The organism is Flexibacter flexilis DSM 6793, from assembly GCF_900112255.1.
Lineage (GTDB): Bacteria > Bacteroidota > Bacteroidia > Cytophagales > Flexibacteraceae > Flexibacter > Flexibacter flexilis.
Genome location: NZ_FOLE01000011.1, coordinates 136101 through 160987, shown reverse-complemented (window position 1 = coordinate 160987; position 24887 = coordinate 136101). Strand labels below are relative to the sequence as shown.

The window sequence follows — 24887 nt, the reverse complement described above, 5'->3', positions numbered from 1 at the left end:
ATCAAACTCGTCATTACCAACCACTGGGGCTGCAAAGATTCCACACAGGCCATCCTTCACCCAGACGGTACTATCACTGGCAACAAACCTAATTCTAACCGCCAAAGTACCACGATTAGCAACATTTACCCCAATCCTGCCGCGCAGTCCGTGCGACTGGATTACAGCTTGCCAAGCACTTGCCAAGAGGCAAACCTGAAAATCTATGAACTGGGCACGGGTCGAATCCTATTGCAAAAACGTTTGTCCGTACTCGAACGCGCTACAAGATTGGATGTTTCAAGCCTTCCACAAGGCCTTTACGGTTGCCAACTCTACGCCGACGGCATACCCGCCCCAAAAGTTCAGAAACTTTCCGTGGTGAGGTAAAATATTGACTCATAAAAAAGAAGGCGATTTAGAGTTTTCTAAATCGCCTTCTTTTTTATTTCTTACGGAAGAAAACATTAATCGGAACACCTTCAAAACCAAAGTGTTTACGAATTTGGTTTTCCAAGAAACGCTCATACGATTTGTCCAGATACTGCGGCAAGTTGCAGAAAAATGCAAAACTTGGCGTGTGTGTCGGCAACTGCATCGCGTACTTAATTTTGATATAACGGCCTTTTTTGGCTGGCGGCTGAAACTTATCTATTTCGGGTAGAAGTTTGTCATTTACCTGCGAAGTAGGGATTTTGTGCGAACGGTTGTTATAGACCTGAATCGCCATTTCAACCGCCTGAAACACACGTTGTTTGGTGTGCGCCGAAATGAATATAATTGGCGTATAATCTATCGGGGCGATACGCTCACGGATAGCACGTTCAAAATCGCGCGCCGTGTTCGTTTCTTTATTTTCTATCAAATCCCATTTGTTCACCAAAATCACCATGCCTTTGCGGTTGCGTTCGGCAAGGCCGATAATGCTCGCGTCTTGTGCTTCTATGCCGCGCGTAGCGTCGAGCATAATAATACAAACGTCTGCATCTTCAATGGCTTTGATGGTGCGAAGTGTCGAATAAAATTCGATATTGTCTTCACGTACTTTGGCTTTGCGGCGCAAACCTGCCGTATCGGTCAGGATAAATTCTTTGCCGAAGGCCTTGTAACGCGTGTCGATGGAATCGCGCGTAGTGCCTGCCACATCGGTTACGATATTGCGGTCTGTACCCAACAACACGTTTACCAACGAAGATTTGCCCACATTCGGACGGCCCACGATGGCAATACGCGGTACGCCTTGGTCTGGGAACTCCTCGCCTTCTTCCTCAAAATGAGACACCACGGCATCGAGCAACTCGCCCGTTCCCGCGCCACTTTGCGAAGAAACTGGGAATATTTCCGAATCGCCTATACCCAAAGCATAGAAACTACCCGCCCAATGCACACGCTCGGACGTATCCGCTTTGTTGGCAATCACATAAACAGGTTTTTTGGATTTGCGCACGACACGTGCAAACTCTTCGTCGAGTGGGTGTATTCCTTCGGTTACGTCCACCATGAACAAAATAACATTGGCTTCTTCCATAGCCAATTGCACTTGTTCGCGGATTGCTTCCTCGAATACATCTTCCGAACCACTCACATAACCGCCCGTATCAATGACGGTAAAGTATTTTCCAATCCACTCGGCACGTCCGTAGTGGCGGTCGCGGGTTACACCGCTTTGGTCGTCCATGATGGCTTTTCTCTCGCCCACCAATCTGTTAAATAAAGTAGATTTGCCCACGTTTGGGCGGCCTACTATCGCTACAATGTTGCTCACGATTTTGTATTTTGTCTAAAAATAACACGACCGTTCCCCTACAAACGGAAACGGCTCTGCAAAAAGGATTTTCCTTTTCGTAACGGCGGCAAAAGTAGAAAATTCTTTCGGAGAAAACAAATAGAACTGTAAATCAGTGGGTTTAGTATTTTAATTTAAAATACCTTATTTTAGTATTTTAATTTAACCCAAACAATTTGCAATGAAAAAATCAATATTACTTGCTACGCTGCTATTGGCGTGCATTGGCATTAGCTACGCTCAAAAACCTAATATCCCGATGCCTGAAGGCATGCGCGTGATAAAACAACTTGAAAAAGGAATGTTTCAGGTAGTTTACAAAGGCGATACCGCTCTTTTTGTTGATAATGATTTCAAACCCAACAAAAAACGAATCATTTATGAGTTAGACTCCGCCTATATCGCTGCCGAAACTGCTAAAGGTCGTTGGGCAGGAACAAAACCTTACAAAAATGATAAAGTAGTCAAAGATACTATCGTCAGTACATTAGCCTATCTTTTACCTTGCGAAAAAAATCTTTGTTACACACTGACCAACAAAGAAAATTTGGTGATAGAAACGGCCAGTTTTGCCCAACCGTTTTGGTGTGAACTAACTGACAGTCAAACGGGAAAGGTACTTTTCTCAAAAGAATACCGTACGCCTCGAAAACAAATTACCGTACCCGTTGGCAAAAATTGTGGTGATGTAACGGTTAGGAGCAAAATCCGAAAACTAAACGCAAAATTCTGCTATCACTAAAAATAAAAAGGCTGCCGTGTTCTAATGGCAGCCTTTTTATTTTACAACTCCTCATCGCGCCGAATAAGGCGATGTGCTTGCTTGCGGTCTTTTTTGTGGGCTAAGGATTTTTTCTTGGCACTGGTGCGGTCGCGGTCGCTACAAAAATGTACCCCTTTATTTCTTAATCGTAAATTCAAAATCAGAACCCACGCCTACCTGCGAACGCACGCTAATGTGGCCGCCCAAACCTTCTACCAACGATTTGACGGTAGCCAACCCGATGCCGTTGCCTTTTTCGCCGCGTCGGGCTTGGTTTACGGAGGTTTCAAAAAGCTGAAAAACGCGTTCTTGGTCTTGTGTCTTGATACCCAGACCGTTGTCTATGACATTTATCCGCACAAATTCTTTATCACTACAAACCTTAACCGTTACTTCGGCAATGGGTTTGTCGTTGTATTTGATGCCATTGCTCAACAAATTGATAAAGATTTGCTCCAAAGCCACCCGATTGGTATAAATACTAATGTTACGGTCAAAATCAAGCTCAAAGCGCACATCGCCACTCGTGTCCACGAGCTTTGAGGCAGCTTTGATGAGTTCATAAAAATTGATAAATTCTTTGTTTTCGGACAGGATTTTGGCGTTTCGGCTGTATTTAAGAATGCCGTCAATGAGTTGGTTCAGGCTCAGGGCTGCGCCGCTAATCGAGTCGAGCAAATCATTTCCCTCAGCATTTACCACGTTGGCATAATCGCTTTTGAACAAATCTATGAGCATCACGATATTAGCCAAAGGCGATTTCATGTCGTGGGCGGCCAGCCGCGCAAATTTTTCCAAACCTTTGTTTTGCTCCTCTATTTCTTTGATGTAGATGTCAAGGGCAATGGTTTTTTTGCGTAGCTCAAACACGTTCATCACCTGATTGGCCAGTGCCTTCAGTGCATTGATTTGGTATTGGTCAAGTACGTGCGGCTCTTTGTCTATTACGCAAAGCGTACCCAGCGCAAATCCGTCGGGGTTTACGAGCGGAATCCCCACATAAAAAATAACATACGGGTCGTCGGTAACCAGCGGATTGTCATGGAAACGTGCATCGTTGCGCGAGTCGGGTACTATAAAAATGTTTTGTTTGTCGTTGATGGCATGTGCGCAAAAGGCTACATCCCGCGGTGTTTCGGTTACTGTTAATCCTCTATTTGACTTAAACCATTGGCGTTTTTCGTCTATCAAAGTGATAAGCGAAATCGGTACTTTACAAATCTGAGAAGCCAAATACGTGATTTCTTCGTATTCTTTTTCGGGCAAAGTGTCCAGAATAGAATATTCTTTCAGGGCTTTTAAACGAAGCTCTTCGTCGGCTGGAATTTCAGGTTTTTTCATTCTTTACAGTGTTTTTGAGAATTATTGCAATAGAGTGATGTTATAATGTTGTGGAATCAAATCTACAAAAATCAAAACAGTAAGAAATGGTTATTTTGCCTTAAAACACACATTTCTTTTGTGCAAAAATTAACAATAAAAGCCAATATAACAAAACACACTTGCAGTATTTTTGTCAAAACATTCTGCTTATTCTTTCAATAAATTACTTGACTCAATGCCAAGTAATATCTTCAAGTAGCTGACAAACAATGCCAAACACCTTACAAAGTGTCGGTTTGGCGTACAAAAAATGTTCGGTAGCTTCTGCGCTTTCAAATCCATGCCAAAATTTGCCGTCTGGGGTTTGGTAACGATTGTCAAAATAATGGTCGGAACAGATTATATCTAACTTCCGACCCAAGCATTTTGTTGCGAAAAACTACTTTTTCTTAAACGTAACCATGCCCGTTTTGTGGCCGAAGTGTCGGTACAAAAAGAAGGTTTCGGACGATTCGGAATACAGCATGGCCACAGGCGAGGCACTGTCCAGCGGTTTGCCTTGCAAAAGTTGTCCTTTTTTGTCGTACAAATACGTTTTTTCGTCGGCGGGGTCGGTTACTGCAATCACCTCATTTCCAGCTCCAAAATTGTAATATTGGACGGGCAAACGATTCGCGTTTTTATATTCTTTCTCAAAAATAGGTTTCAAATTATTGTCGAATAGCGCGACTTGTGTGTCGGTTTGGCGGGCAACGGCAAAGGCTTTTCCCGCAGGGTCTGGGCACAACGTAAAAACAGTGTTTACCGAAGGTCTATAAATTTGTTCGCGCTTAGATTCTTTACCTTTCAGGCTCACGGTAATCAACTCGCCTTGCTCGGAAAGCGTCGTGATGTACGTGTTTTCAAAACTCGTCCCGATTTGTGGCAGCAACGCACTTTCAAAACGGCCTTTGAGGTCAATCGGGAAACCCGCAAATAATTCGCCTTTTCGCGTGAGCATATACAGTTTGCCTGCGGCAGTCAGGGCCACAATGCAATCTTTGTCGTTGATGCGCAAATGCAGCGGTGCGGCCGCCAATTTACCAGGCAAACGTCTTGGATTCCAGCCTTCTAAGGCTTTCCCTTTCTCATCGAACATATACAAAAGTCCGTCGGTGTTGGCCAGCAAAAAGCGGTAATTATGATTTTTTTCGTAGTCAAAAGCAGCCAGTTGCGCAATGCGCGTGCTGTCCGAAAGTCGCACGGGAAACGGCTCTTGTACTGCGCCTGCGCGGTCGGTCAGAAACAAGGCTTTGTCGGTGGCAAAAGCAAATTGCTGGTGCGCGTCGTCTTGCAAATACACAGGCAGAAATTCCGAAACAACTCTTTGATTGACAGGAAGTTTAAAACTAATTTTTCCGTCTTTGTCGAGCAAAAAAACTTGCTGCGCCGAATCCAACACAATCGTTTCGAGGCTTTTGGTTGCGGGATTGCGCACCACTTTGGGCGGTGTCTGGACAGGAAACTGAAAATAAGTATCATATTTCACTTTGAAAAGTTCGTCGCTTGCGCTGGCCTGTCCGTCGGCTTCTTGCTCCACAATCAGGGACGTTTGCGTGCGCGTTTCGGCCACATTAAACTGAGCAGCCAGCCACGTATTTTTTTGCAAAATGGCCTGTTGCGCTTGCATGATTTCCCCAAATTTTTCACCTGCATTGTTCTGTAACATTCGCCACGCACGCGCCGTGTTGATGGCCAGTGTTACGTGTGCTTTGGGATTTAGTTCTTGCATGAAATGCTGGATTTTCACGGACTTTGCCCAAACGTCTTCGTGCTCAATATCCGCGATTAAAGTCCTCAATGTCTGGATATTATTGGCAAAAACCACGTAATCTTCTATCTGAAAATAAAAGCATTCGGAAAACCCGCCAAACGGATTGCCCAGCAGCAATGCGGGAAAATCTGTAACGGGAATTTGGCGAATTTCGCGGCCTTGAAACTGTTCAATGTAGGGCTTTGGGTCGCTGAACTGTTCGGAAAAAGTTTTGAGCGTGCGCGTAGCCTGCTCCATGTCGGCGGCCTGAATGAACAGCAGTTTGTCGGCCTCGTCAGCATCTACGGTTTCCAGCAAACACAACGCGATTTCGCGCCCCCACCAACCGTACAACTGGCTCGGACTAATGTCATGTTGTTCGTGCAAAGTCTCTTTTGCTTCGATGTATTCATCAAGATGACGATGACGGTAACCGTCCAAATCGCTGCCAAATTTTGAACCTTTCGAGAAACTGTAATGGTACAAAACGGCTGTTTTGTTGGGGATAAACTTCTGAACTGTAATGGGCTGGGCGGCTTGCGGGGCAAACGTGGACAAAAAATAAGAATTGTCTTCGGCTAGCGAAAAACCTTCGGCATGAAAGCGATTGTCGGCAGTGTTCAGTTCCAGCGTAGCGGATTGCGCCATGCGTGCCAGCGGCTCAAAAAAACTTTTTTGCGACGGCGAAACCGAAGCCAGCAGCGCAGGCAACTGTTTGTAGTTGAGGTAAGCCGTAATGTTGCCGTTTTCGTGGGGCGTGGGCTTAAAGTTCTTTTTCTGATATTCAATAAAATGTACTTGCGTCGGGTGATTGATGGTACGAATCACATCTTCTACCAAAATAGCGGTTTGGCTGATGGCCAACACATTTTTATATACCAAAAACGAGGCTTTTTGGCCAGTGCTGCGGTGCGTAATGTCGGTAATGATAAGTTCTTGGTAAAGACGGTCTTGAAATTTGTATTGGCCGCTTTCTTGCAAGTTTTTGAGCAAAGTATTCCAAGCCGAAAGGCTGCCATCTTGCGCCAAATCGTAACAAAGCAAATAGCCGATTTCTTCGCGGCCTGTGGCGTGCAGGGACACAAACACCGATTTATTTTTAAAAAAATTCTCCTTCAAATCGTGCGCTTTAGCGAGGCTGTCTATTCGTGCCACTATTTTTTGTACAAAATGCGCTTCGGGCAATGGCGCAATATTTTTCCAAAAAGTTTTTTTGCTCCATTGGCTCAGTTGCGTTTGGGGTTGGTCTATCTGAAAGGCGATGGCAGCACTTTCGGGTACGCAAGTCCAGATGGTAAGGGGTTTTTCTTGTTCGCGCCAAAGCATATAGCTATAAATTCCGATAGCAAAGGCCGAAGCAATGAATATAAAAAGAAGGAGTTTTTTCACGAAGCGGTATTATTTTGATTGGATTTGCAAAATAACAACAAAAGGCTGAAATAATGTAAAATCATGCAATATCCTGAAAAAGCATAAAATTATATGATTTTTATCAAAAAATACAAAATTGTTAGTATCGTGTTTTAAAAAAATATAGCTTTGAGAAATTTTTAATGTTGTTTGATTTTCGAGAAGCAGTCATAGCGGCATTGCAAGTCGAAACGTATTATTTATTTTTTTGCTCAAAAAATCAATTTTCAACACAAAAACAAAACAATGAAAAAACTTTACAACATTGTATCAAAGCTCTATGATACAGAAGTTCCCGCACAAGGCCTAGCCTTATTCCGAATTTTGTATGGTATTGTATTTTTAATGGAAGTACTCCAATTAAATTACTTTCAACACCTTATTTTTGACCCTATTCCTTATATAGCAGAATCTGAAATTTCATTCAAATTTGCTCTTATCTTTTGGCTAATTACAATTATTTGTTTCATTTTAGGCCTATTTACACGTATATCAAGCATTATTAATTATGTATTAACTTTTACAATCATTGCAGGGCTTGATAAGTTTGAATATCATTTGGACTATGCAATGACAGGCATAAATTTCTTACTCATGTTTGTGCCTACGGGTCGTGCTTTTTCACTTGATAATCTTTTAGCTAAATTAAAATATTCTATTCCTCAGAAAATATACGAACCCAAAACTACCACAAGTATGCTTAGCTACTATTCGTTAGTTGGTTTGGGTATTGCGATGGTATATTTTGATTCGATGTTTTACAAATTAGCCTCTCCTATGTGGTTGAAGGGCTTAGGTTTTTGGTGGCCAACTTCATTGCCATTTGCTACATATTTAGATTTGTCTATTTTATTGAATAGTAAAATTATAAGTTATGGTTTTGGTTTTGTAACATTGGTATTTGAAGGTGTATTTTTATTTTATGTATGGAATAAAAAATACAGAAATATCCTTGTTTTAACAGGCATTGGCTTGCATTTAGGTATTTTGCATGCTTATCCAATTCCTTGGTTTGCCTTAGCTGCGGCAGGCCTGTACGTGTTGTTATTGCCTTATGAATGGTGGACTATTTTGCATAATAAATTGCGTAGCAAAACACCGACACTTACGATTTTTTATAATTCTGATAGTTTAGTAGATGTACGTTGTATGCTTATTATTAAGCACTTAGATTTTTTCGGAAAAATAGCTTACCTTCCTCTTTCGGAGGCAAAAGCCACACTGAAAGAAGTGCCTGAAGAGGCTTTAATAGCGGACGTTCACAGTATTAATTCCAGCGGTAAAGTATTTGTAGGATTAGCCACATATATAGAAGCGTGGTCGCGTATATGGTTCTTATGGCCATTTTCGATTTTGATGCGCTTGCCTTTATTCAATACATTGGCTAAAAATTGTTACCAGTCTATTGCTTCTAATAAATTTGAGTTTGTACCCGCCACTAATATGGGAATTACCCCTATTAGCTATGATAGTGTGAGTATTTTAAAGGATTTTACGGTAAAAGATTTTAAGGTACGTATTATCGCCTTTTTTACGATTTACTGTATTGTTTCTCAAGGATACATTATTATGTACAAAGGATTGCTGGTTACAAATATACTAGAAGCCATTCATGTAAACGGAATAGTGCGGGGAGCTTTAAGTAAGTTTCATGGATTTGCTGTATTTAATCAAAAAGTATTTGGCATTACATCACATCCTGTATTTATGGATAAAGTCCACTTTAATGGTTATAATCATATTGTTGCTATTGTTTACAAAGATAAAAATGGACAAGAAACATGGTTGCCACTTAATAATGAAAAAGGACAAGTAGGACCATATATTACTGGACGTGAGTGGGTTGAATGGTCATTCCGCTCAAATAGTAAAAATGTTTCTCAAGAGAAATTAAAAGACGGTCTCATTCGATATTCCGCATTTTGGGCATCTAAGCATCATGTATCTCTTGCCGAAAAGCAAACTTTTGTTGTTAAAGTAAAGAAAATTGATAGTCCTACTGGTTGGGAAGATGATTTCTTGCACAGACAAATGGCTAAACCTTGGATGGATGTAGGGCAAGTTATTTGGGAAAATAAAGAAGTTCAAGTCTCTATCCCTGAAATTGAAAAATTATAATTACAAATTAATCAAAACTAAAAAAGGCCGCTAATTAGCGGCCTTTTTTAGTTGACTTTTCCTATCTGAGTATCTCCAGCCAACCTTTGTAAGTAACCAAACGCGGGCTATTGATATGGATAAAATATGTTCCTGCGGGCAAATCATCACCAGTCCAGTCATTGCGGTAGTCTTTGTTTTCGTACATGAGCTTGCCCCAACGATTGTGCACACGCAAATGCAATGGCGCATACAAGTCCAGTTCCTTGATTTTGAATTGGTCGTTGTCGCCATCGCCGTTCGGTGTAATGACGTTGGGAACAGACAAAGCACAATCCATGGCTTCTATACGAACAGGGTCAGAAGCCGCCCAACGACAACCGTCCCACGCTTTCACACTATAAACGCCAGTTTTTTCTACTTTGAACGTAGGTTTTACACTTTGCGCAAGGAGTTGACCGTCTTTGTCGAACCACTCATAATACAGCACTGGCCATTGTGGTTGTGCTTCTAACACTGCTCCCGTAATGCTACAAAATACGCTATCGGCAACCAATGTGATTTTGGGCGGCGTGGCTTCTTTGATAAACACGGTATCTGAGTCGATAGTACAGCCATTTGATAGCAATACTTTTACAAAATAATATCCCGCTTGAGCGGTTTGTAATAGCTGCGTCATTTGTCCTGTATTCCATTGATATTGGCCTGATTGGTTGGCCAGAAGTGAAACCGTATCGCCTTCGCACAATACATTTTTCCCAATCAATAAAATATCTACTACCGCAACGCCATTGGTCAGTACGCCAACAGTATTACTACGTGCCGAGCACCCCAACGTATCGCGATAATTTACATAGTAAATTCCTGTTTGATTGACGGTTATAGCGATAGTGGTATCGCCTCTGTTCCATAAATATTCGCCACCCTGAAGCGTGTCTCTTGGAGCAATCGTAACACTTTGGCCGTTACACAAAATAGTATCGCCTGCAAAATTGAGGTAAATGGTAGGCAACAAAGAACCCGTAATGTGTACCGTGTCCGAATACGCCCAACAATTGTTAATTTTTACTTTATAGAAATAATCGCCTGCGGTTTTTACTTTAATAAATTGCGTAGTCGCGCCATTATTCCAAACAAATTGGCCAAAACCACCAGACGCAATTAGCGTAGTGCTATCACCTGCGCACAAATGACTATTACCCGTATTGACTACCGTTACCGTTGGCATAGGCTGAAAAAGAGCTTTTCCGCTCACTTGACGCGTACAGCCATTTACATTCGTAACGGTTAGTGAATAAGTACTTGTATCTGTAACAGTTATGCTGCTGTTTGTGCTGCCATTGCTCCACAGGTACGAGGCAAAACCCGTAGGCGCAGCCAATTTTGTACTATCGTTGAGGCATGGAGACAGCGACGTAACACTTAGCGCAAAATTACTCACGCTATCCGCTGTTACGACTTGCTTGACCGAATCCACACAACCGCACTGATTTACGGCTTTAATCGAATACGTTCCTGCTTGTGTAATGCTAAGCGTTGTGTCGGTGGCAGCAGGTAACAAGATACCATTTTTGTACCATTGATAACTGGTGCTGTCTTGCCACATATTATACAACTCTGCTGTACTACCCGCACAAACGACCGTGTCGCCAAGTATGTTTAGCTTTGGCACAGGATTGTATTTGATAGTTATTTTTTGCGATGTATCGGCGCAGGGCGTTAAAGTATTCGAGGTAACGGCATAATAAGTCCCTGATTTTTTTAAATAAGGTTCAAGCGATTCGGTGATTAGGCCAGCATGGATGAGTGTGTCATTTCTATAAAGCCTTATACTTGTAATGGCTGTATAAAAAATTGAATTAAAAGGCACATAAGTTGCGCCAATATTCAAACCACTGTTGGCACATACCGTAGTGTCAGAAAAAGGGACAACTTGCATACTTATTGGTGGTGTAAATTTAACCCCGACTAATCGGACTTGTACGGGTGCTGCTACCACTACATTTTGGGTTAGTTTAAATTTGTTGCCTGAAGAATCGGTTACAATCAGCGTAACGGGGACGTTTACGTACGGCGAATTTTGATTGTTTATATTAATAGAAAATGTAGGGTTAGGTTCTGTAGAAGTCAATGTGTCTAAGGTCGTAAAACTGGCACTATTGGTTGGCCAATGCGGTACTTTCCATAAGTAAGAGGCGATATGGCTGCCTGTGGTGGTGTTTTGGAAAGTAATCGGCGTGCGCATACAAACTGTATCAGGAATTGCAAACGAAGGAACAATATTGTTACAAGAAGTAACCGTAATGCTTTGAAAAAGTGTATCGGCTATTCCTCTTGGATTGGTGGCGATAAGCTGAATGTCATAAGTTCCTGCTTGACTAAAAATATGGGAAGGGCTGGTTTGTGTGGTGGTAGCCGTTCCGTCGCCAAAGTTCCATTTGTAAGTGAGCGGCATTCGGCATAGCTCCGAAGATACATTGCTAAATGCAACGGCGGTGCCTGCGCAAGTAATGGTATTAAAAGTAAAGTCGGCTTTCACGTCAATGAGTTTGACTAAATTACTTAAACCAACGCTGTAAGGTGCTATCCATTTGGTATTTTGCTTGTCAATATAAATATTCGTAGTAGAGTTTGTTCCTAAATCAAACTGAATTGTAGTATCACAACCTTGATATACAACGCCGTTGTTGGTAGAATACCATTTTCCGCCATAACGGTCAAAAGCAACAACGGACAATGATGTTACGTCTGTAATCCCAAGACTGGCGGCTGTTTTATCTGGATATTGATTTCGGTTAGGATTATAGCGATTGAATGAACCCATAAATGAGGCATTCCAAACCGTATCATCTACGGTAGGATTAGTAAAAAAACGTTCGCTAGCATTCACTAATGGCATAGTTGTAAATGCTGTATCATTGTATTGAGTGTAGCCGCTAAACTGAGTCGAAATCCATTTTCTATTTTTTTTATCCACGCTAATATAATATGCACGGCGACTGTCTGAGAAAGATGTTATAGTTTTTACATCCCAAGTGCTTGTTTGGTTATCATAGGCGGCAATACCTCTATCATCCGATAAGGCAACCCAAACTTTACCCTTTAGGTCGCAAGTAATACTTCGTATCTGACTGGTATTGCGACCCGAAATAGGTTTGGCCACAAATATGTCATTTTCTATTCTGAAAAGCCCATTTGCGCCACTCGTTATAACACCTGAGTAATTGGGAACAGTAATTGCCGAACACCAAAGATGGCCTGTAGAATCACGAACAATCGAATAAGTATAATTGCCCGTCAGGTTGGAATTAGAGGTGTTATAATAAACAAATTCGCCATTGACCAACTTGGCAATACCTGCTCCGTTGGTGGCTACCCACAGCGTACCATTGTTATCGGTTGTCATTGGGGATATTGTGGGATAAACACCTGCCTGTATTGGAATATTTTTCACCCGCTGGGCGATGGACACAATACTTATCAAAAAAAGTAGGGTTGAGAGATAGATAAATTTCATGTTATGTATATTTTTTATTAAAAAATAATGAAACTAAAGCTGGATACTGAATTGTGTTAGAAAGTAACAAGTATTTTTTTGATTTTTTTAATGTAACATTACACAGACCTTACAAACACTCTAAACTTAATACAAAATTTACGCGTTTATACCTCAAAACTGATTGTATTCAGTAAAAACCTATCTTTGTATTGTGCAGACCCCCAAAAAGTCTGTTTTTGCTATGCGTCCCGAATCTAACTTTAGTTTTCAAGATACAATTGTTGCTCCCATTAGCGCGGCTGGTGTGGGAGCGGTGGCCTTGCTTCGCGTGTCGGGGCAACAGGCTTTTGAGATTTGTAATCAATTATTTAAGTCAAAAAAATTAGCGGATGTGCCCAGCCACACCGTACATTTTGGCATTCTGCGCGACATGGCGGGCAAGCCTTTGGACGAAGTATTGATTACGGTTTTTAAAGCTCCCAACTCGTTTACGGGCGAGAATGTGGCCGAAATTGCTTGCCACGGGTCGCCGTTTATTGTACAAGAAATTCTCCGCAATTTGGTAGCAGCTGGCGCACGAATGGCGCAGGCTGGCGAATTTACGCGCCGTGCGTTTCTTAATGGCAAATTTGATTTGGCGCAGGCCGAAGCCGTTGCCGACCTTATCGCCGCCGAAACCGAAGCGGCCAGAGATGCGGCCTTGAGCCAAATGCGCGGCGGTTTTTCCAAAGAAATTCAGACTTTGCGCGAAAAACTCATTCATTTTGCTTCGCTCATCGAATTGGAATTGGATTTTGGGGAAGAAGATGTAGAGTTTGCCGACCGCCAAGACTTGCGCGATTTGATATACGAGTTGCGCGGACTCATTACGCCTTTGCTTACTTCGTTTTCGTATGGCAATGTGCTCAAAAATGGCGTGCCGACGGTGATTGCAGGCCGTCCGAATGCGGGCAAATCCACGCTGCTCAATGCTTTGCTCAAAGAAGAAAAAGCAATTGTGTCGGAAATTGCGGGCACAACGCGCGATTTTATAGAAGACGAATTGGTGATGGAAGGCATTGTTTTTCGGTTTATAGATACGGCAGGTTTGCGCGAAGGCACTACCGACCGCATCGAGGCCATTGGCATTGAGCGCACCAAAGCCAAAATGCAACAAGCTGGACTTATTTTGTATATGTTTGATTTGCAGGACATTCGGGACGTGGAGGACTACATCAGTCACCGTGAATATGTGCAAAGTTTTGGCGTGCCGTTCCTGATGGTCGGCAACAAAGCCGATGTTTATTTGCCCGACGAGCTAAAAGCGTATTTTGACAGCGTAGCCGAAGAGGTGGTGTTGATTTCGGCCAAAAAGCAATTGCATCTGGAAGACCTCAAAAACCATATTTTACGCAAACTCAACATCGGGGAAGTGCGTGCGGGTAACACGGTCGTAACCAACGCACGCCACCATGAGGCCTTAGTCCAGACGGATGCGTCGCTGCTGGCCGTACTTGATGGCCTCGACCGCCGCGTAACTGGGGATTTCTTGGCAATGGACATTCGGCACGCACTGCACGCGCTGGGAAGCATCACTGGCCAAATCTCTCACGAAGACCTTTTGGATAATATCTTTAGTAAATTTTGCATCGGTAAATAAACAACTGTAAATCAATAATTTAAAACAAAAAAAAGCCCCAGAAGCAACGACTTTTAGGGCTTTTTGCGGTTAATTTGCAACCAAGAAGTGATTGGTAAATAAAATTGATGAAAATTAATAAGTATGAGAAAATCTGATTTTACACCCGATAACTTGGCAAATGACGTTAAGAATTTAGCTTCGTCACCTTGTTACCAAAGCCCTCTACCTAATTTAGGTAAGCTTTTAGAAGAAGTTAAAAAATTTGATGATCATAAGTTTACTTGTGATTTTTATTTGAATATGTATCAACAATTCAAGTATCATGCTGCGTTATTTTGGTGCGATAGTCATAAAAAAGACATAGTCGAATGGCTTAAAGAAGCTCCAATTATAACAGATGTATTTGATACTACCTTCGACGATGTAAAACCACCAAGACCATTAAACCCCAAAAACGAGCATGATGCTGTTCGAATTACATTTAGGCTAATTGGTGATAATAAATATTATGCAAAAGTGCTCATTCACAGCCATCTTGGAGCAACGCTGGATAGATTACAAATTGAACCCAAAGAAGCAATTGAGTGCATAGAAAAATCAAAAAAATCATTCGCCCCCGCTATGCTGGAAAATGTAATTACTCCTTTGTCAAATAAACTCGCAGAATTAGAATATTTACAACGATTTGAAACTGCTGCCGCCGCCTTAACGCTAAAATCCCAAACCGCTCAACCAAAAAAGCCAGCCTCAAAAATATCTTACCAATGGAAAGATAAACCAGAAACTGAGTTGCCAGAGCTTTATAACTTGATGGTAAGTGTAAAATATGAATTGATAGCACCAGATACCACCTTAGAACAATTTATGGCCATTTTTACAGGCCAACCGATACAAAATATCACACCGATAAAATGGATAAGTACGAATGCGCTATTAGCCTATTTTCTTGATAAGGTTTTTGAAGGCCAGAATTGGCAGAGCATAGCAGGCAGTGGCATATTTCTTAATGCTAAAGGTAAATTATTAAATAGCAATGATTTAGCACAAGCAAAAAAGAAGATTACAGATTGGAGTAAGCCGAAAGACTATAAAAAGATAGATACGATACTAACAGCAATAAAAAAACATTCATAAAGTTAAGAGCCTCTTAACCTCTTAACTTTTCCCTTTTTCCAGTGCCATACTTTTGTAAAAACAATAAAAAGTCAAAGGTTATGGCTAAAAGAAAAAAGCGGAGTTTCACTACTCCAAAAGTTCAGATGCAACAAGGTTCGCACACAGAAAAACCGTCTGTATGGGAACACATCACCAAAATTTGTAATAGTCCTTTGGTGGGGCTGCTACTTAAATGTATCATTGATTTTCTGAAAGATAGCTAATTACAAAAAGAGATAACCCACCAAATATTTGCTTTGAGGGGTTATCTCTTTCAATTCAAGTTATTGTTTACTATTGCCCTACGACAATACATTTTTCCAAACGCTTTGCGCCGCAAAATAGCCGTTCATGCCATGCACACCACCGCCTGGCGGCGTAGAGGCTGAGCATATAAATATTTGGGAATTGGGCGTTGAATATGGGTCGAGCCTTGCCACAGGTCGAGTAAACAATTGCGTAATGTCTGCCGCGCCGCCTGTTACGGCTCCCCCAAAATAATTCGGATTATAGGCCTGAAAATCAGCCGTTCCCATCGTATATTTCCCTAAAATTGTTTGCTTAAACCCTGGCGCAAATCGCTCTATTTGGTTTTCTATCACCTCCGTCATGTCTGCTTTTGAGCCATTCGGGACGTGGCAATACGCCCAACCCGTATGCTTGCCTTGCGGACTGCGGCTGGGGTCAAACTGGCTTTGTTGCGCCATCAGGATATACGGCTTGGTCGGATTATGGCCTTCCCATACTTGCTTTTCATCGTAGGCAATTTCGGCCAAAGTGCCACCCAAATGAACGGTAGAAGCCTCTAAAGCGGCTTTATTTTTCCAAGGAATTGGGGCAGAAAGCGCGTAATCTATTTTGAAAACACCAGGCCCAAAATTGAATTTTCGGAGTTGGTTGGTATAAGAGTCAGGCAATTGCTTCGAGGCGATAGAAGCCAATTGAAACGGGTCTGTATCAAAAATATAAGACCGAGCCGCAGGCAACTGTCCGAAATCTGTAATTTTCTGATTCAATTGAATTTCCCCGCCATGCGCCTCAAAACATTTGCGCATTGCCGCCGCAATCGCCGTAGAACCACCTTTGGCAATTGGCCAGTTTACGGCATGGCCTGTAGCCAAAAAGACAAGCCCCAAAGCCGCCGTAAAAAATTTATCAAAAGGCAAAATACTATGCGCCGCACAACCCGCAAAAAGGGCTTTTGCTTTTTCTTCTTTAAAATAAAAATTAGCAAATGTTTGCGCAGGCCATAAGGCTTTTAGGCCAAATTGCGCCATGAAAAAAGGGTGCTTGACCATGCCCAAAGGCCGCATAGAATCTTCCATGAGCCAATCGATATGTTTGGCCAAAGGCTGCATGAGCCTGATGTAGCGGTCTTTGTCTGCACCTAACTGTTCGGCCGTTTCTTCTACTGATTTTTTGAGTAAAATCACCTCGCCAGTGTCCAGTGGGTGAGCCACCGAAGCATTGGGGAAAATCCATTCCAAACCATATTCTTCCAGACGCAACGTACGCATATAAGGCGACAGATAACCCATCGGGTGAACCGCCGAACAAACATCATGCTGAAATCCTTCTAAGGTAAGTTGCTTTGTGCCTGTGCCGCCCCCAACAGTGCTGGAAGCCTCTATGATTAGCACATTTTTTCCTTTTTGTGCTAAAAAAATACCTGCACTTAAGCCGTTAGGGCCTGAGCCAATGATTACGGCATCGTATTTCTGGTAAGAAGACATTGAATTATAGACAATTAAGCTCAAAAACAAATAACAATCCCAAAACATATTGATTTTCAGGATTGTTTATAAAAAGAATTATTTCTTTACTACCAATTTTTCACCCAAAGACACACTGAAATCTGCTTTGTTGTTCCATTCTTTGAGTTGGCCAACCGTTACACTGTTTTCGCGTGCGATCTTGTAAAGCGTATCGCCACTTTTTACGGTATAATATTTTACTGATTCAGTAGCCGTATTATTTTGATTTACAGTAGATTTTGTAGTAGTCGGTGGTGTAGTAGGTTTTGTTTTGGGCACAACCACTTCTATGGTTTCCGTTTTGGGCGTTGGTGTTTTTTCCTTCGCGGGTGCTGGTTCTGGCGTGCTGACTGGTGCGGTACTCACAATATCTTTATCCGTCCGAATTTTGAGGGCTTGCCCCAGTTTGAGCGGCGTGCCGTCCAAATTGTTCCAAGCCACGATGCTATCCACGCGCACGCCGTAGAGTTTACTTACTTTGTAAAGCGTTTGTCCAGCTTCTATGTTATGCACCTTAAACGGCACGGCTTCCACCATTTCTTCCACTACGGGTTTGCTTTCTGTTTTGGGCAAAGTGGCGGGTTTGGTTGGCTCAGTTTTGCTGTTTGGCGTTGATTTTGGTTTTTCGGGCGTTGGCGTGGGCTCTTGCACGGGTTCGTTTAACTCCTCAATGTCTTCTTTGCTAGGCTTTTTGGTTGGAAGTTTTTCGCCACCTGCCACAAAAATTTTGATGCTATCTAGACTATTTTCGGCGGCTTGTTCCTGCAACTCATCGGCTTTGAGCATCGAATCTGCCAACGCTGCTTGGCGAGCAGCACGCACCGAATCCATTGGCAACACAAATTCTATTTTGTCCGAAACAGGTTCGCTGGCCGTATTTTGTTTGGTTTTGTTTTGGGCTAAAGCCGTATTGCTTTTGGGTTTTTGTTGGCTTTGTTGTTGCGGTACGCTATCTGTTTTTTCTTTTTTGGGCAAAGGAAAAATTGGTGGTGCAGGCGGAACTTCTTCGTACTCGATGGGCGTACTTTCGGGGCGTGTGCGGCGCAACCACAACACGCGGCCTGCTTTCAACAGTTCAGGTTTGTCCATGCGGTTTTTCTTCAAAAGCGACTGCATCGTAATCCCGTAATTTTGCGAAATTTCCCAAAGTGTTTCGCCGTCTTTTACGGTATGAAATGGCACTTTAGCACGTTTGTGCTTTTTACGGATATAATACACTTGCCCCGACACAATCAAATCAAAATTGCGTAAGTCGTTGTATTCCAAGAAATCTTCTTTAGAAATATCCGATTGCAAGGCCAGTTTGTTGATATTATCGCCTTTGCGTGCCTGAATAGCTTTTATCCCATTCCAAGAAAAGAAAATAGGAGCTTCGCTCACATATTCGCCTGTCTTGGCATCGGTTTTGGGTTCGGAACTGCTCTTGGATTTGCCCCAGCCAAACAAGCCTGTTTTTTCTTTCCAAGGCTTAATGTTTTCCGACTCGCCTACTACGGGTTTGTTTATCATGGCCATCAGGCCTGTTTCTTGATCAGACTTCACGGGCAAAAGCACCACATAATCTTTGTCGGTGGGCACTTTGTCGGCTTTGAGCCATTTATTATAAAAACGAATTTGTTCCAGTTCGATGTTGGTTTCTTGCGCGATTTGTTCAAGGGTTTTGCCTTCACAATCGTCGTATTCCAGTACTTTGAGCGGTAGCACGGGCGTGCGGTGAATTACGCTCTCAAAGGCCACCTTGTGCGACAAATATTTAATAACATACCAGTGGGTTTTTTCGTCAAGCTCCATTTTGTCCGCACCCATGTATTGCGGGTCGGCCACACTTTTCGCGCCACCCAAGCCCGCATAATGCGAAAGCACAGCATAAATCCAGTTTTTCATGTAGAAATTATGTCGTTTGAAATATTTGGCTGCCGCGTGCGAAGAAGCCACGATATTCATGCGTTCGTCCACATCGTCGTCTATGCGCAAACCCATTTCGATGCCTGTTGCTTTTTTGAACTGCCAAAAACCAACGGCATTGGACGTAGAAACCGCATCAGAAATCAGCCCACTTTCCTGTAAAACCAAATACTTTATATCGTCAGGGATATTTTCTTCTGCAAAAACTTTTTCGATGATATGAAAATACGCATCGGCACGCTCTACTTTTTGGCGAAAGTATTTGTTATTTTTCATTAACGATTGCACGTTTTCGTCAATGCTGGCGCGTACTTTTTCCGAAATTTTGAGTTCTATACCTGCAAATTGCATTTGTTCAGGTGTAGTAACGGTTTCTTGTGCATGGCTGGCCAATATTTTGCCAAAAAAAAGCAAGACCAATACAATGGTTATTTTCTTCATATTGAATGTTGAAGCAGATAATCAGTTCAAGGTATATTTTATAATGTTGTGTTTCACAAAATACACCACTATCATTTTGCAAAATTACAGGTTTCGCCCGAATCTTTAGGCTTTATCTTTGAAAGATTTAAAAGATAAGGCTGTGATATAAAAACTTTTTAACACATACTTGTATTGTGTCAGCGGTATTTTTACTTTAGCTTTTGTAAAAATACCTTTAAATTAAAAACATTTAGATTTTTTACTGGCTTTTTTTATGAAAATCAATATCGTTTTTTTATATATATTCTTTTGTCTGTGCCTGAATGTTCGGTGGAGCTTTGCTCAAAATCTATACTTCAAACGCCACGAAATCAGCGAAGAAAAAACGCAAGTACAGAACGTAGTTGCGGTAGAAGAACGTGGCGCGGCTATTATTGCCGCCGAAAACGAAAATCTGTTTCAAACCAATCGCAAATGGGAATTTACGTTGGTGGACACGGCTTTTGTGCATCATTTACAGGCGACTTATACTTTGCCTACCAAACTGAAATACAACCAAAGTATTTGGGCTGATTCGGTGCTGTGTTTGGTTTTTGACAATGCCGCGCAGGACGTAACACTCTTGGTTTGGAACTTGAATACAGGTACGTTGGAGGCAATTAATATTAATTTGCCGATGCGCATGGAAATCAAAGAGGTGGCAATATGTAACGCAGATTTGTATTTGGCTGGCGAAGCCAAAGCCCGCGATATAGTCATGTTTTTTGATATGGACACGCGACTCTGTAAAGTATTGCCTTCTTTTTACGAACCACGTCTAAAAGTAGAAAAGCTCATTCCTAGCCCCGAAACAGGGCAAATGTATGTACTCACTTCGCGCGAAAGCCGAGACAAAAATGCTTGGCGCGTTCGGGTTTACAATCAAGGTGGTTTTTTGCATTCGGACACGCAAATCAACCAAGAAGGCGAATATTCTCCCGTTAATTTTACGGCGATGGGACACGACTCTACTAACATTCGTTTGGCGGGTTATTACTATCATCGCAACATGGATTTTCCGCAGGGTTTTTGGTTTCAATCCGTTAATCTTACAGATAATCAGCGCAATATATACAAGCGTTGGCCTTTTGTAGAAAATAAAAACTTTTTTGCTTACAAAGGCGAGGCTGGCCAAAAACGCATGGCCGAAAAACTAGAACGCTACAAACAAGATGGCGACGAATACAGGCTTGCCGAGCGCTGGATTTTACATAAACCATGCTACGGCGATAGCACCTTTGCGTTGTTGGGCGAATGTTATTACAAAACCCATTCCAACCAAAGCATTGGCCGCCCCACGATGGGTTCTTCGCCTGCTGTGAATGACTATCGAATGTTGGATGAATATCGTTATACGCGTGGCAGCGTTACGGTTTTTGATAAAAAAGCGAACTATCTCTGGGATTGGACAATAGAAGGCAATGAGCATCAAAGTACCAAATTGGAGCAACATACCTTTGCGGCTTTGGGGCAACACGGCCTGTCTGTATTTTTTCTGAATGATAAAAAACTTTGCTGGCAGTTGGTGCAAAACGGAAAACAAGTAGCCGCCTCAGAAAAAAAAGGACAAAAGTTAGCGTTAATGTATCCTGATGATGAGCTTTTGCATACAGGAAACGTGAACTTATCAAATTGGTATTCAGATAGTTTTTTGATGATGGGCTCACAACGAATCCGCAATACCAAAACAGCAGGTGTGGAAGCGCGTCGCGATGTTTTTTTCTTGTACAAAATTTCGGTCAGATAGCGTATCATGTCTATTTGCCGACTAGCATCTTTAATATCATGTACAACCCAGTAATTAGCTGGGTTGTACAGACACTGAAATTTTAAAAAAATCGTAAGTTTTTTGACCAAAATTATTTCGAACCACCTAAGCAGTGTTCGATGCAGTCAACTACGCGAGTCAAATCTGTTTTGGCTAAAGAATAAAAACGGTTTTTACCTACTCTTTCAGAACGAAGAATGCCTTTGTCTTGCATGAGTGTAAGATGCTGTGAGGCAATTGGCTGTTCCAAATTTAATAAGCCCTGAAGTTCCACTACCGAAAGGCGGTTGTTGTCGCGGAGCAAATCCACGATGCACATACGTACAGGGTGTGCAATTACTTTCAAAATGTTAGAGGCTTTGTTGAGTTCTTCCTCAGAAATGCGCTCCATCAAGCTTGTCATTGATGATGTAGTTTCCATAAAACAAATAAATAGGACAAAATTAAGAGATATATTAAAGTATAGTCATTTCTACTATAAGAACGAAGGTCAGCCCAATTTATTGTGTAATGTTGTAGCGTAGTGGGAACGTAAAAAAAATAAAAGCGAATGAATTTGTGTGTGAGTGTAAGTTTACTTCTAAGCAATTACAGCAATATTGATATTTTCAATTATGAGACTGCCTCGCTAACTCTTGTTAGCTACAAAATACGGCTATAAAAATTAAATATCAAAATATACTTAAAGATTTTTTTGATAAAAATTGAATTTTTTAAAGATTATCTAACTTTTAATTAGATTTGTTCCAATTTAAAGCAATATTTTGTACTGCATATGACGTATAAGCAGTGTTATGAGTGCGGTTTGTTTTTATGCTTCGCAATCCCGAAATTTGCCGCCTTGCACGCCGTGTAAACCTACGTTTATCCTCTCCATTACTGGCAGATTTCGCCGACCTGATTTGTTCACTATTTTATTCAGAAAAGTTAAATGACTGCAGAAGAAACCCGATTGCACGAATCCAAAAAACGCCATTGGAAAAGATGGGGCCCTTACCTGACCGACAGGCAGTGGGGCACGGTTCGGGAAGATTATAGTTTTGATGGCAATGCTTGGGGATTTATCACACACGACCACGCACGCAGCAAGGCGTATCGGTGGGGAGAAGAAGGCATCGGTGGTATTTGCGACGAACATCAACATATTTGTTTTGCTTTTGCTTTCTGGAACGGGAAAGACCCATTACTCAAAGAACGACTTTTCGGCCTCACGGGTCCAGAAGGAAATCATGGCGAAGATGTAAAAGAATTGTACTATTATTTGGATAGCACACCGACACATTCGTACATGAAAATGCTGTATAAATACCCTCAACAAGCATTTCCATACTCGCAACTTGTGGCCGAAAACCGCGCCCGCAATCGCCAACAACCCGAATTTGAAATATTAGATACAGGTATTTTTGACAATAACGAGTATTTCGATATTTTTCTGGAATACGCCAAAGTAGATACGGACGATATTTTGATTCGTGCCACCATACACAATCGTTCGGACAAACCTGCTCCGTTAACTGTGTTGCCAACTATCTGGTTTAGAAATACTTGGTCGTGGAATAATTACAATACAATTCCTGATATGCGTGCCGCAGCACCTGATACTATTATCTTGGAGCATCATGCGATGGACGATTATCATTTTTACTTTGACGGCTATCCTTTATTGCTTTTTTGCGACAACGAAAGCAATAAAGAGCGTTTGTACGGGCAGCCGCGCGGTAAAAGTGATTTTTACAAAGACGGTATCAATGATTTTGTGGTAGAAGGAAAACGTGAGTCGGTGAATGCCAAACGTAGAGGTACGAAAGCGGCAGGTGTGTACAAAATCAATGTTAAACCCAACGAACCCGTTACGCTTCAAGTCAGACTTTCGCGCAAAGCCCACGATCATCCATTTACAGAGGCTGCCCAAACGTTTGAGAGCCGTAAGCAAGAAGCCGACGAGTTTTACAACAAAATCCAGTGCAACATTACCGATGCTGACGTGAAAAATATTCAACGTCAGGCATTTGCGGGCATGATGTGGAGCAAACAATTTTATTATTACAACGTCAAAGAATGGATAGAAGGCGAGCCTAATAATTTTCAGGTATCGCCCGACCGCAAATTTGGGCGCAATAGCCACTGGAAGCACATCAACAACGCCGACATTATTTCCATGCCCGACAAATGGGAATATCCGTGGTATGCAGCTTGGGATTTGGCTTTTCACTGCGTACCAATCGCCATGATTGATGCGGATTTTGCCAAAGACCAACTTTTATTGTTTTTGTCAGAAAATTATATGCATCCCAACGGCCAAATTCCTGCTTATGAGTGGAATTTTGGGGACGTAAATCCGCCTGTTCATGCGTGGGCAGTGCTTCGGGTGTATCGCAAGGACAAACGCGCCAAAGGCGGCAAAGGCGATATGTCATTTCTGGAAAGAGCATTTCATAAACTATTGCTCAATTTTACGTGGTGGATCAATCGCAAAGACAGCACGGGCAACAACATTTTTGAAGGTGGCTTTTTGGGCTTGGATAATATTGGGGTCTTCGATCGCAGCAGCCCATTGCCCACAGGCGGCTACATAGAGCAAGCCGACGGCACAGGTTGGATGGCCATGTATTCGCTCAATATGTTGCGCATTGCCATTGAGTTGGCCGAGCATAACACAGTGTATCAGGACTTAGCGATTAAGTTTTTTGACCATTTCTTAAATATCGCCCTCGCCATCAACGGTAACATGGGCAACAACAATAGCGGCCTTTGGGACGCGGAAGAAAACTTTTTCTTTGATTTGTTGTGTATGCCCGACGGCAGCTCTAAACTCCTGAAAGTGCGTTCGATTGTGGGACTTATTCCGCTATTTGCCGTCGAGACGCTCAAGTCCGAAGCCTACGAGAAAATGCCCGAATTTAGGAAAAAGTTAAATTTCTTCCTGAAAACAAAACCACAATTGGCGGGTTTGGTGTCTCGTTATTCCGAACCAGGCAAAGGCGAACGCCGTTTGTTGGCTTTGCTTAACAAATACCGCATTCAAAAAGTGTTGGAAAGAATGCTCGACGAAACCGAGTTTCTGTCTGATTTCGGGATTCGGGCTTTGTCGCGCTACCACAAAGAAAATCCCTATCAGTTCAAACTGGGCGATTATACACTGACGGTGGACTATCAGCCAGGCGAATCGGATTCGGCCATGTTTGGCGGCAACTCCAATTGGCGTGGTCCGATTTGGTTTCCGATAAACTATCTTATTTTCGAGTCGTTGCTTAAATATTATGATTATTACGGTGATGATTTCAAGATAGAATGGCCAAAAGGTTCTGGTAAAATGCTCACTATCAAAGACATTACTATTATGTTGAGCAGCCGAATGTTAAATATTTTCCGACAAAATGCCGACGGCAAACGTCCCGTCTATAACGGCAACGAAAAGATGCAAACCGACCCGCATTTCAAGGATTATATTTTGTTTTATGAATATTTCAACGGCGACAACGGCAACGGCTTAGGCGCAAGCCACCAAACAGGCTGGACGGGCATTTTGGCTGACATGATCAACAAAATGTATAGACAATAATCTGATTTTCA

The 24887-nt window shown here is 42.2% G+C and carries 16 protein-coding genes; 8 read left to right on the top strand and 8 right to left on the bottom strand.

Features of this window, described 5'->3' with window-relative positions:
- On the top strand, positions 1–369 hold a 369-nt coding region (locus BM090_RS18505; RefSeq protein ID WP_177199980.1), incomplete at its 5' end, for a T9SS type A sorting domain-containing protein.
- Between the two features lie 55 nt (positions 370–424).
- Here the strand turns inward: BM090_RS18505 and der are convergent.
- Complete coding sequence (der, locus tag BM090_RS16200) at positions 425–1744, bottom strand: ribosome biogenesis GTPase Der (RefSeq protein WP_177199979.1); 1320 nt, start codon at positions 1742–1744, stop codon at positions 425–427.
- A 202-nt stretch (positions 1745–1946) separates the two neighbouring features.
- Here der and BM090_RS16195 point away from each other — a divergent pair, with 202 nt between their 5' ends.
- On the top strand, positions 1947–2507 hold the full coding sequence (locus BM090_RS16195; protein WP_091515932.1) for a hypothetical protein: 561 nt from the start codon (positions 1947–1949) through the stop codon (positions 2505–2507).
- 41 nt (positions 2508–2548) lie between these two features.
- On the opposite strand, the gene BM090_RS18500 is transcribed toward BM090_RS16195, so the two are convergent.
- From BM090_RS18500 to BM090_RS16180, 3 genes are all read right to left on the bottom strand, one after another.
- Entirely contained in the window at positions 2549–2686 is a 138-nt protein-coding gene (locus tag BM090_RS18500) for a hypothetical protein (RefSeq protein ID WP_177199978.1), read from the bottom strand.
- The gene (locus BM090_RS16190; RefSeq protein ID WP_091515929.1) at positions 2664–3869 is read right to left on the bottom strand and encodes a sensor histidine kinase; all 1206 of its coding nucleotides are present in this window, start codon (positions 3867–3869) and stop codon (positions 2664–2666) included. Before BM090_RS16190 ends, BM090_RS18500 begins: the two co-directional genes overlap by 23 nt.
- 421 nt (positions 3870–4290) lie before the next feature.
- Complete coding sequence (locus tag BM090_RS16180) at positions 4291–7032, bottom strand: DUF3352 domain-containing protein (protein ID WP_091515923.1); 2742 nt, start codon at positions 7030–7032, stop codon at positions 4291–4293.
- A gap of 267 nt (positions 7033–7299) precedes the next feature.
- Here BM090_RS16180 and BM090_RS16175 point away from each other — a divergent pair, with 267 nt between their 5' ends.
- Entirely contained in the window at positions 7300–9171 is a 1872-nt protein-coding gene (locus BM090_RS16175) for a DCC1-like thiol-disulfide oxidoreductase family protein (protein WP_091515920.1), read from the top strand.
- Between the two features lie 61 nt (positions 9172–9232).
- Here the strand turns inward: BM090_RS16175 and BM090_RS16170 are convergent, their stop codons facing one another.
- Complete coding sequence (locus tag BM090_RS16170; RefSeq protein ID WP_177199977.1) at positions 9233–12556, bottom strand: T9SS type B sorting domain-containing protein; 3324 nt, start codon at positions 12554–12556, stop codon at positions 9233–9235.
- A gap of 334 nt (positions 12557–12890) precedes the next feature.
- Here BM090_RS16170 and mnmE point away from each other — a divergent pair, with 334 nt between their 5' ends.
- The 3 genes from mnmE to BM090_RS18495 all read left to right on the top strand — a co-directional run bounded on the left by mnmE (position 12891) and on the right by BM090_RS18495 (position 15649).
- On the top strand, positions 12891–14288 hold the full coding sequence (gene mnmE, locus BM090_RS16165; RefSeq protein ID WP_091515913.1) for a tRNA uridine-5-carboxymethylaminomethyl(34) synthesis GTPase MnmE: 1398 nt from the start codon (positions 12891–12893) through the stop codon (positions 14286–14288).
- A gap of 123 nt (positions 14289–14411) precedes the next feature.
- Positions 14412–15404, top strand: coding sequence for a hypothetical protein (locus BM090_RS16160; RefSeq protein ID WP_091515911.1), 993 nt, complete (start codon positions 14412–14414; stop codon positions 15402–15404).
- A gap of 80 nt (positions 15405–15484) precedes the next feature.
- Entirely contained in the window at positions 15485–15649 is a 165-nt protein-coding gene (locus BM090_RS18495; RefSeq protein ID WP_177199976.1) for a hypothetical protein, read from the top strand.
- Between the two features lie 78 nt (positions 15650–15727).
- On the opposite strand, the gene BM090_RS16155 is transcribed toward BM090_RS18495, so the two are convergent.
- Both BM090_RS16155 and BM090_RS16150 read right to left on the bottom strand, forming a co-directional pair.
- Positions 15728–17158 (bottom strand): phytoene desaturase family protein, encoded by a 1431-nt coding sequence (locus BM090_RS16155; protein ID WP_091515909.1) that lies wholly within the window; start codon positions 17156–17158, stop codon positions 15728–15730.
- 78 nt (positions 17159–17236) lie between these two features.
- A complete protein-coding gene (locus BM090_RS16150; protein WP_091515906.1) occupies positions 17237–19525 on the bottom strand; it encodes a LysM peptidoglycan-binding domain-containing protein in 2289 nt (762 codons plus the stop codon).
- 256 nt (positions 19526–19781) lie between these two features.
- Here BM090_RS16150 and BM090_RS16145 point away from each other — a divergent pair, with 256 nt between their 5' ends.
- The gene (locus BM090_RS16145; protein WP_091515904.1) at positions 19782–21293 is read left to right on the top strand and encodes a hypothetical protein; all 1512 of its coding nucleotides are present in this window, start codon (positions 19782–19784) and stop codon (positions 21291–21293) included.
- A gap of 112 nt (positions 21294–21405) precedes the next feature.
- Here the strand turns inward: BM090_RS16145 and BM090_RS16140 are convergent, their stop codons facing one another.
- Entirely contained in the window at positions 21406–21735 is a 330-nt protein-coding gene (locus tag BM090_RS16140) for an ArsR/SmtB family transcription factor (protein ID WP_091515901.1), read from the bottom strand.
- A gap of 510 nt (positions 21736–22245) precedes the next feature.
- On the opposite strand from BM090_RS16140, the gene BM090_RS16135 reads away from it, so the two are divergent.
- Positions 22246–24876 carry an MGH1-like glycoside hydrolase domain-containing protein gene (locus tag BM090_RS16135; RefSeq protein ID WP_091515898.1) on the top strand — a complete coding sequence of 877 codons (2631 nt, stop codon included), beginning with the start codon at positions 22246–22248 and terminating at the stop codon, positions 24874–24876.
- The last annotated feature ends 11 nt before the right edge of the window (positions 24877–24887 follow it).

Excerpts from the sequence above, each read along its gene's own strand:
- BM090_RS16160 (WP_091515911.1), top strand. The coding sequence starts at position 14,412 with ATGAGAAAATCTGATTTTACACCCGATAACTTGGCAAATGACGTTAAG.
- BM090_RS16140 (WP_091515901.1), bottom strand. The coding sequence starts at position 21,735 with ATGGAAACTACATCATCAATGACAAGCTTGATGGAGCGCATTTCTGAG.
- BM090_RS16135 (WP_091515898.1), top strand. The coding sequence starts at position 22,246 with ATGACTGCAGAAGAAACCCGATTGCACGAATCCAAAAAACGCCATTGG.
- BM090_RS16145 (WP_091515904.1), top strand. The coding sequence starts at position 19,782 with ATGAAAATCAATATCGTTTTTTTATATATATTCTTTTGTCTGTGCCTG.
- BM090_RS18495 (WP_177199976.1), top strand. The coding sequence starts at position 15,485 with ATGGCTAAAAGAAAAAAGCGGAGTTTCACTACTCCAAAAGTTCAGATG.
- BM090_RS16175 (WP_091515920.1), top strand. The coding sequence starts at position 7,300 with ATGAAAAAACTTTACAACATTGTATCAAAGCTCTATGATACAGAAGTT.
- BM090_RS16170 (WP_177199977.1), bottom strand. The coding sequence starts at position 12,556 with ATGACAACCGATAACAATGGTACGCTGTGGGTAGCCACCAACGGAGCA.
- BM090_RS16195 (WP_091515932.1), top strand. The coding sequence starts at position 1,947 with ATGAAAAAATCAATATTACTTGCTACGCTGCTATTGGCGTGCATTGGC.
- BM090_RS16155 (WP_091515909.1), bottom strand. The coding sequence starts at position 17,158 with ATGTCTTCTTACCAGAAATACGATGCCGTAATCATTGGCTCAGGCCCT.
- BM090_RS16150 (WP_091515906.1), bottom strand. The coding sequence starts at position 19,525 with ATGAAGAAAATAACCATTGTATTGGTCTTGCTTTTTTTTGGCAAAATA.
- BM090_RS16190 (WP_091515929.1), bottom strand. The coding sequence starts at position 3,869 with ATGAAAAAACCTGAAATTCCAGCCGACGAAGAGCTTCGTTTAAAAGCC.
- mnmE (WP_091515913.1), top strand. The coding sequence starts at position 12,891 with ATGCGTCCCGAATCTAACTTTAGTTTTCAAGATACAATTGTTGCTCCC.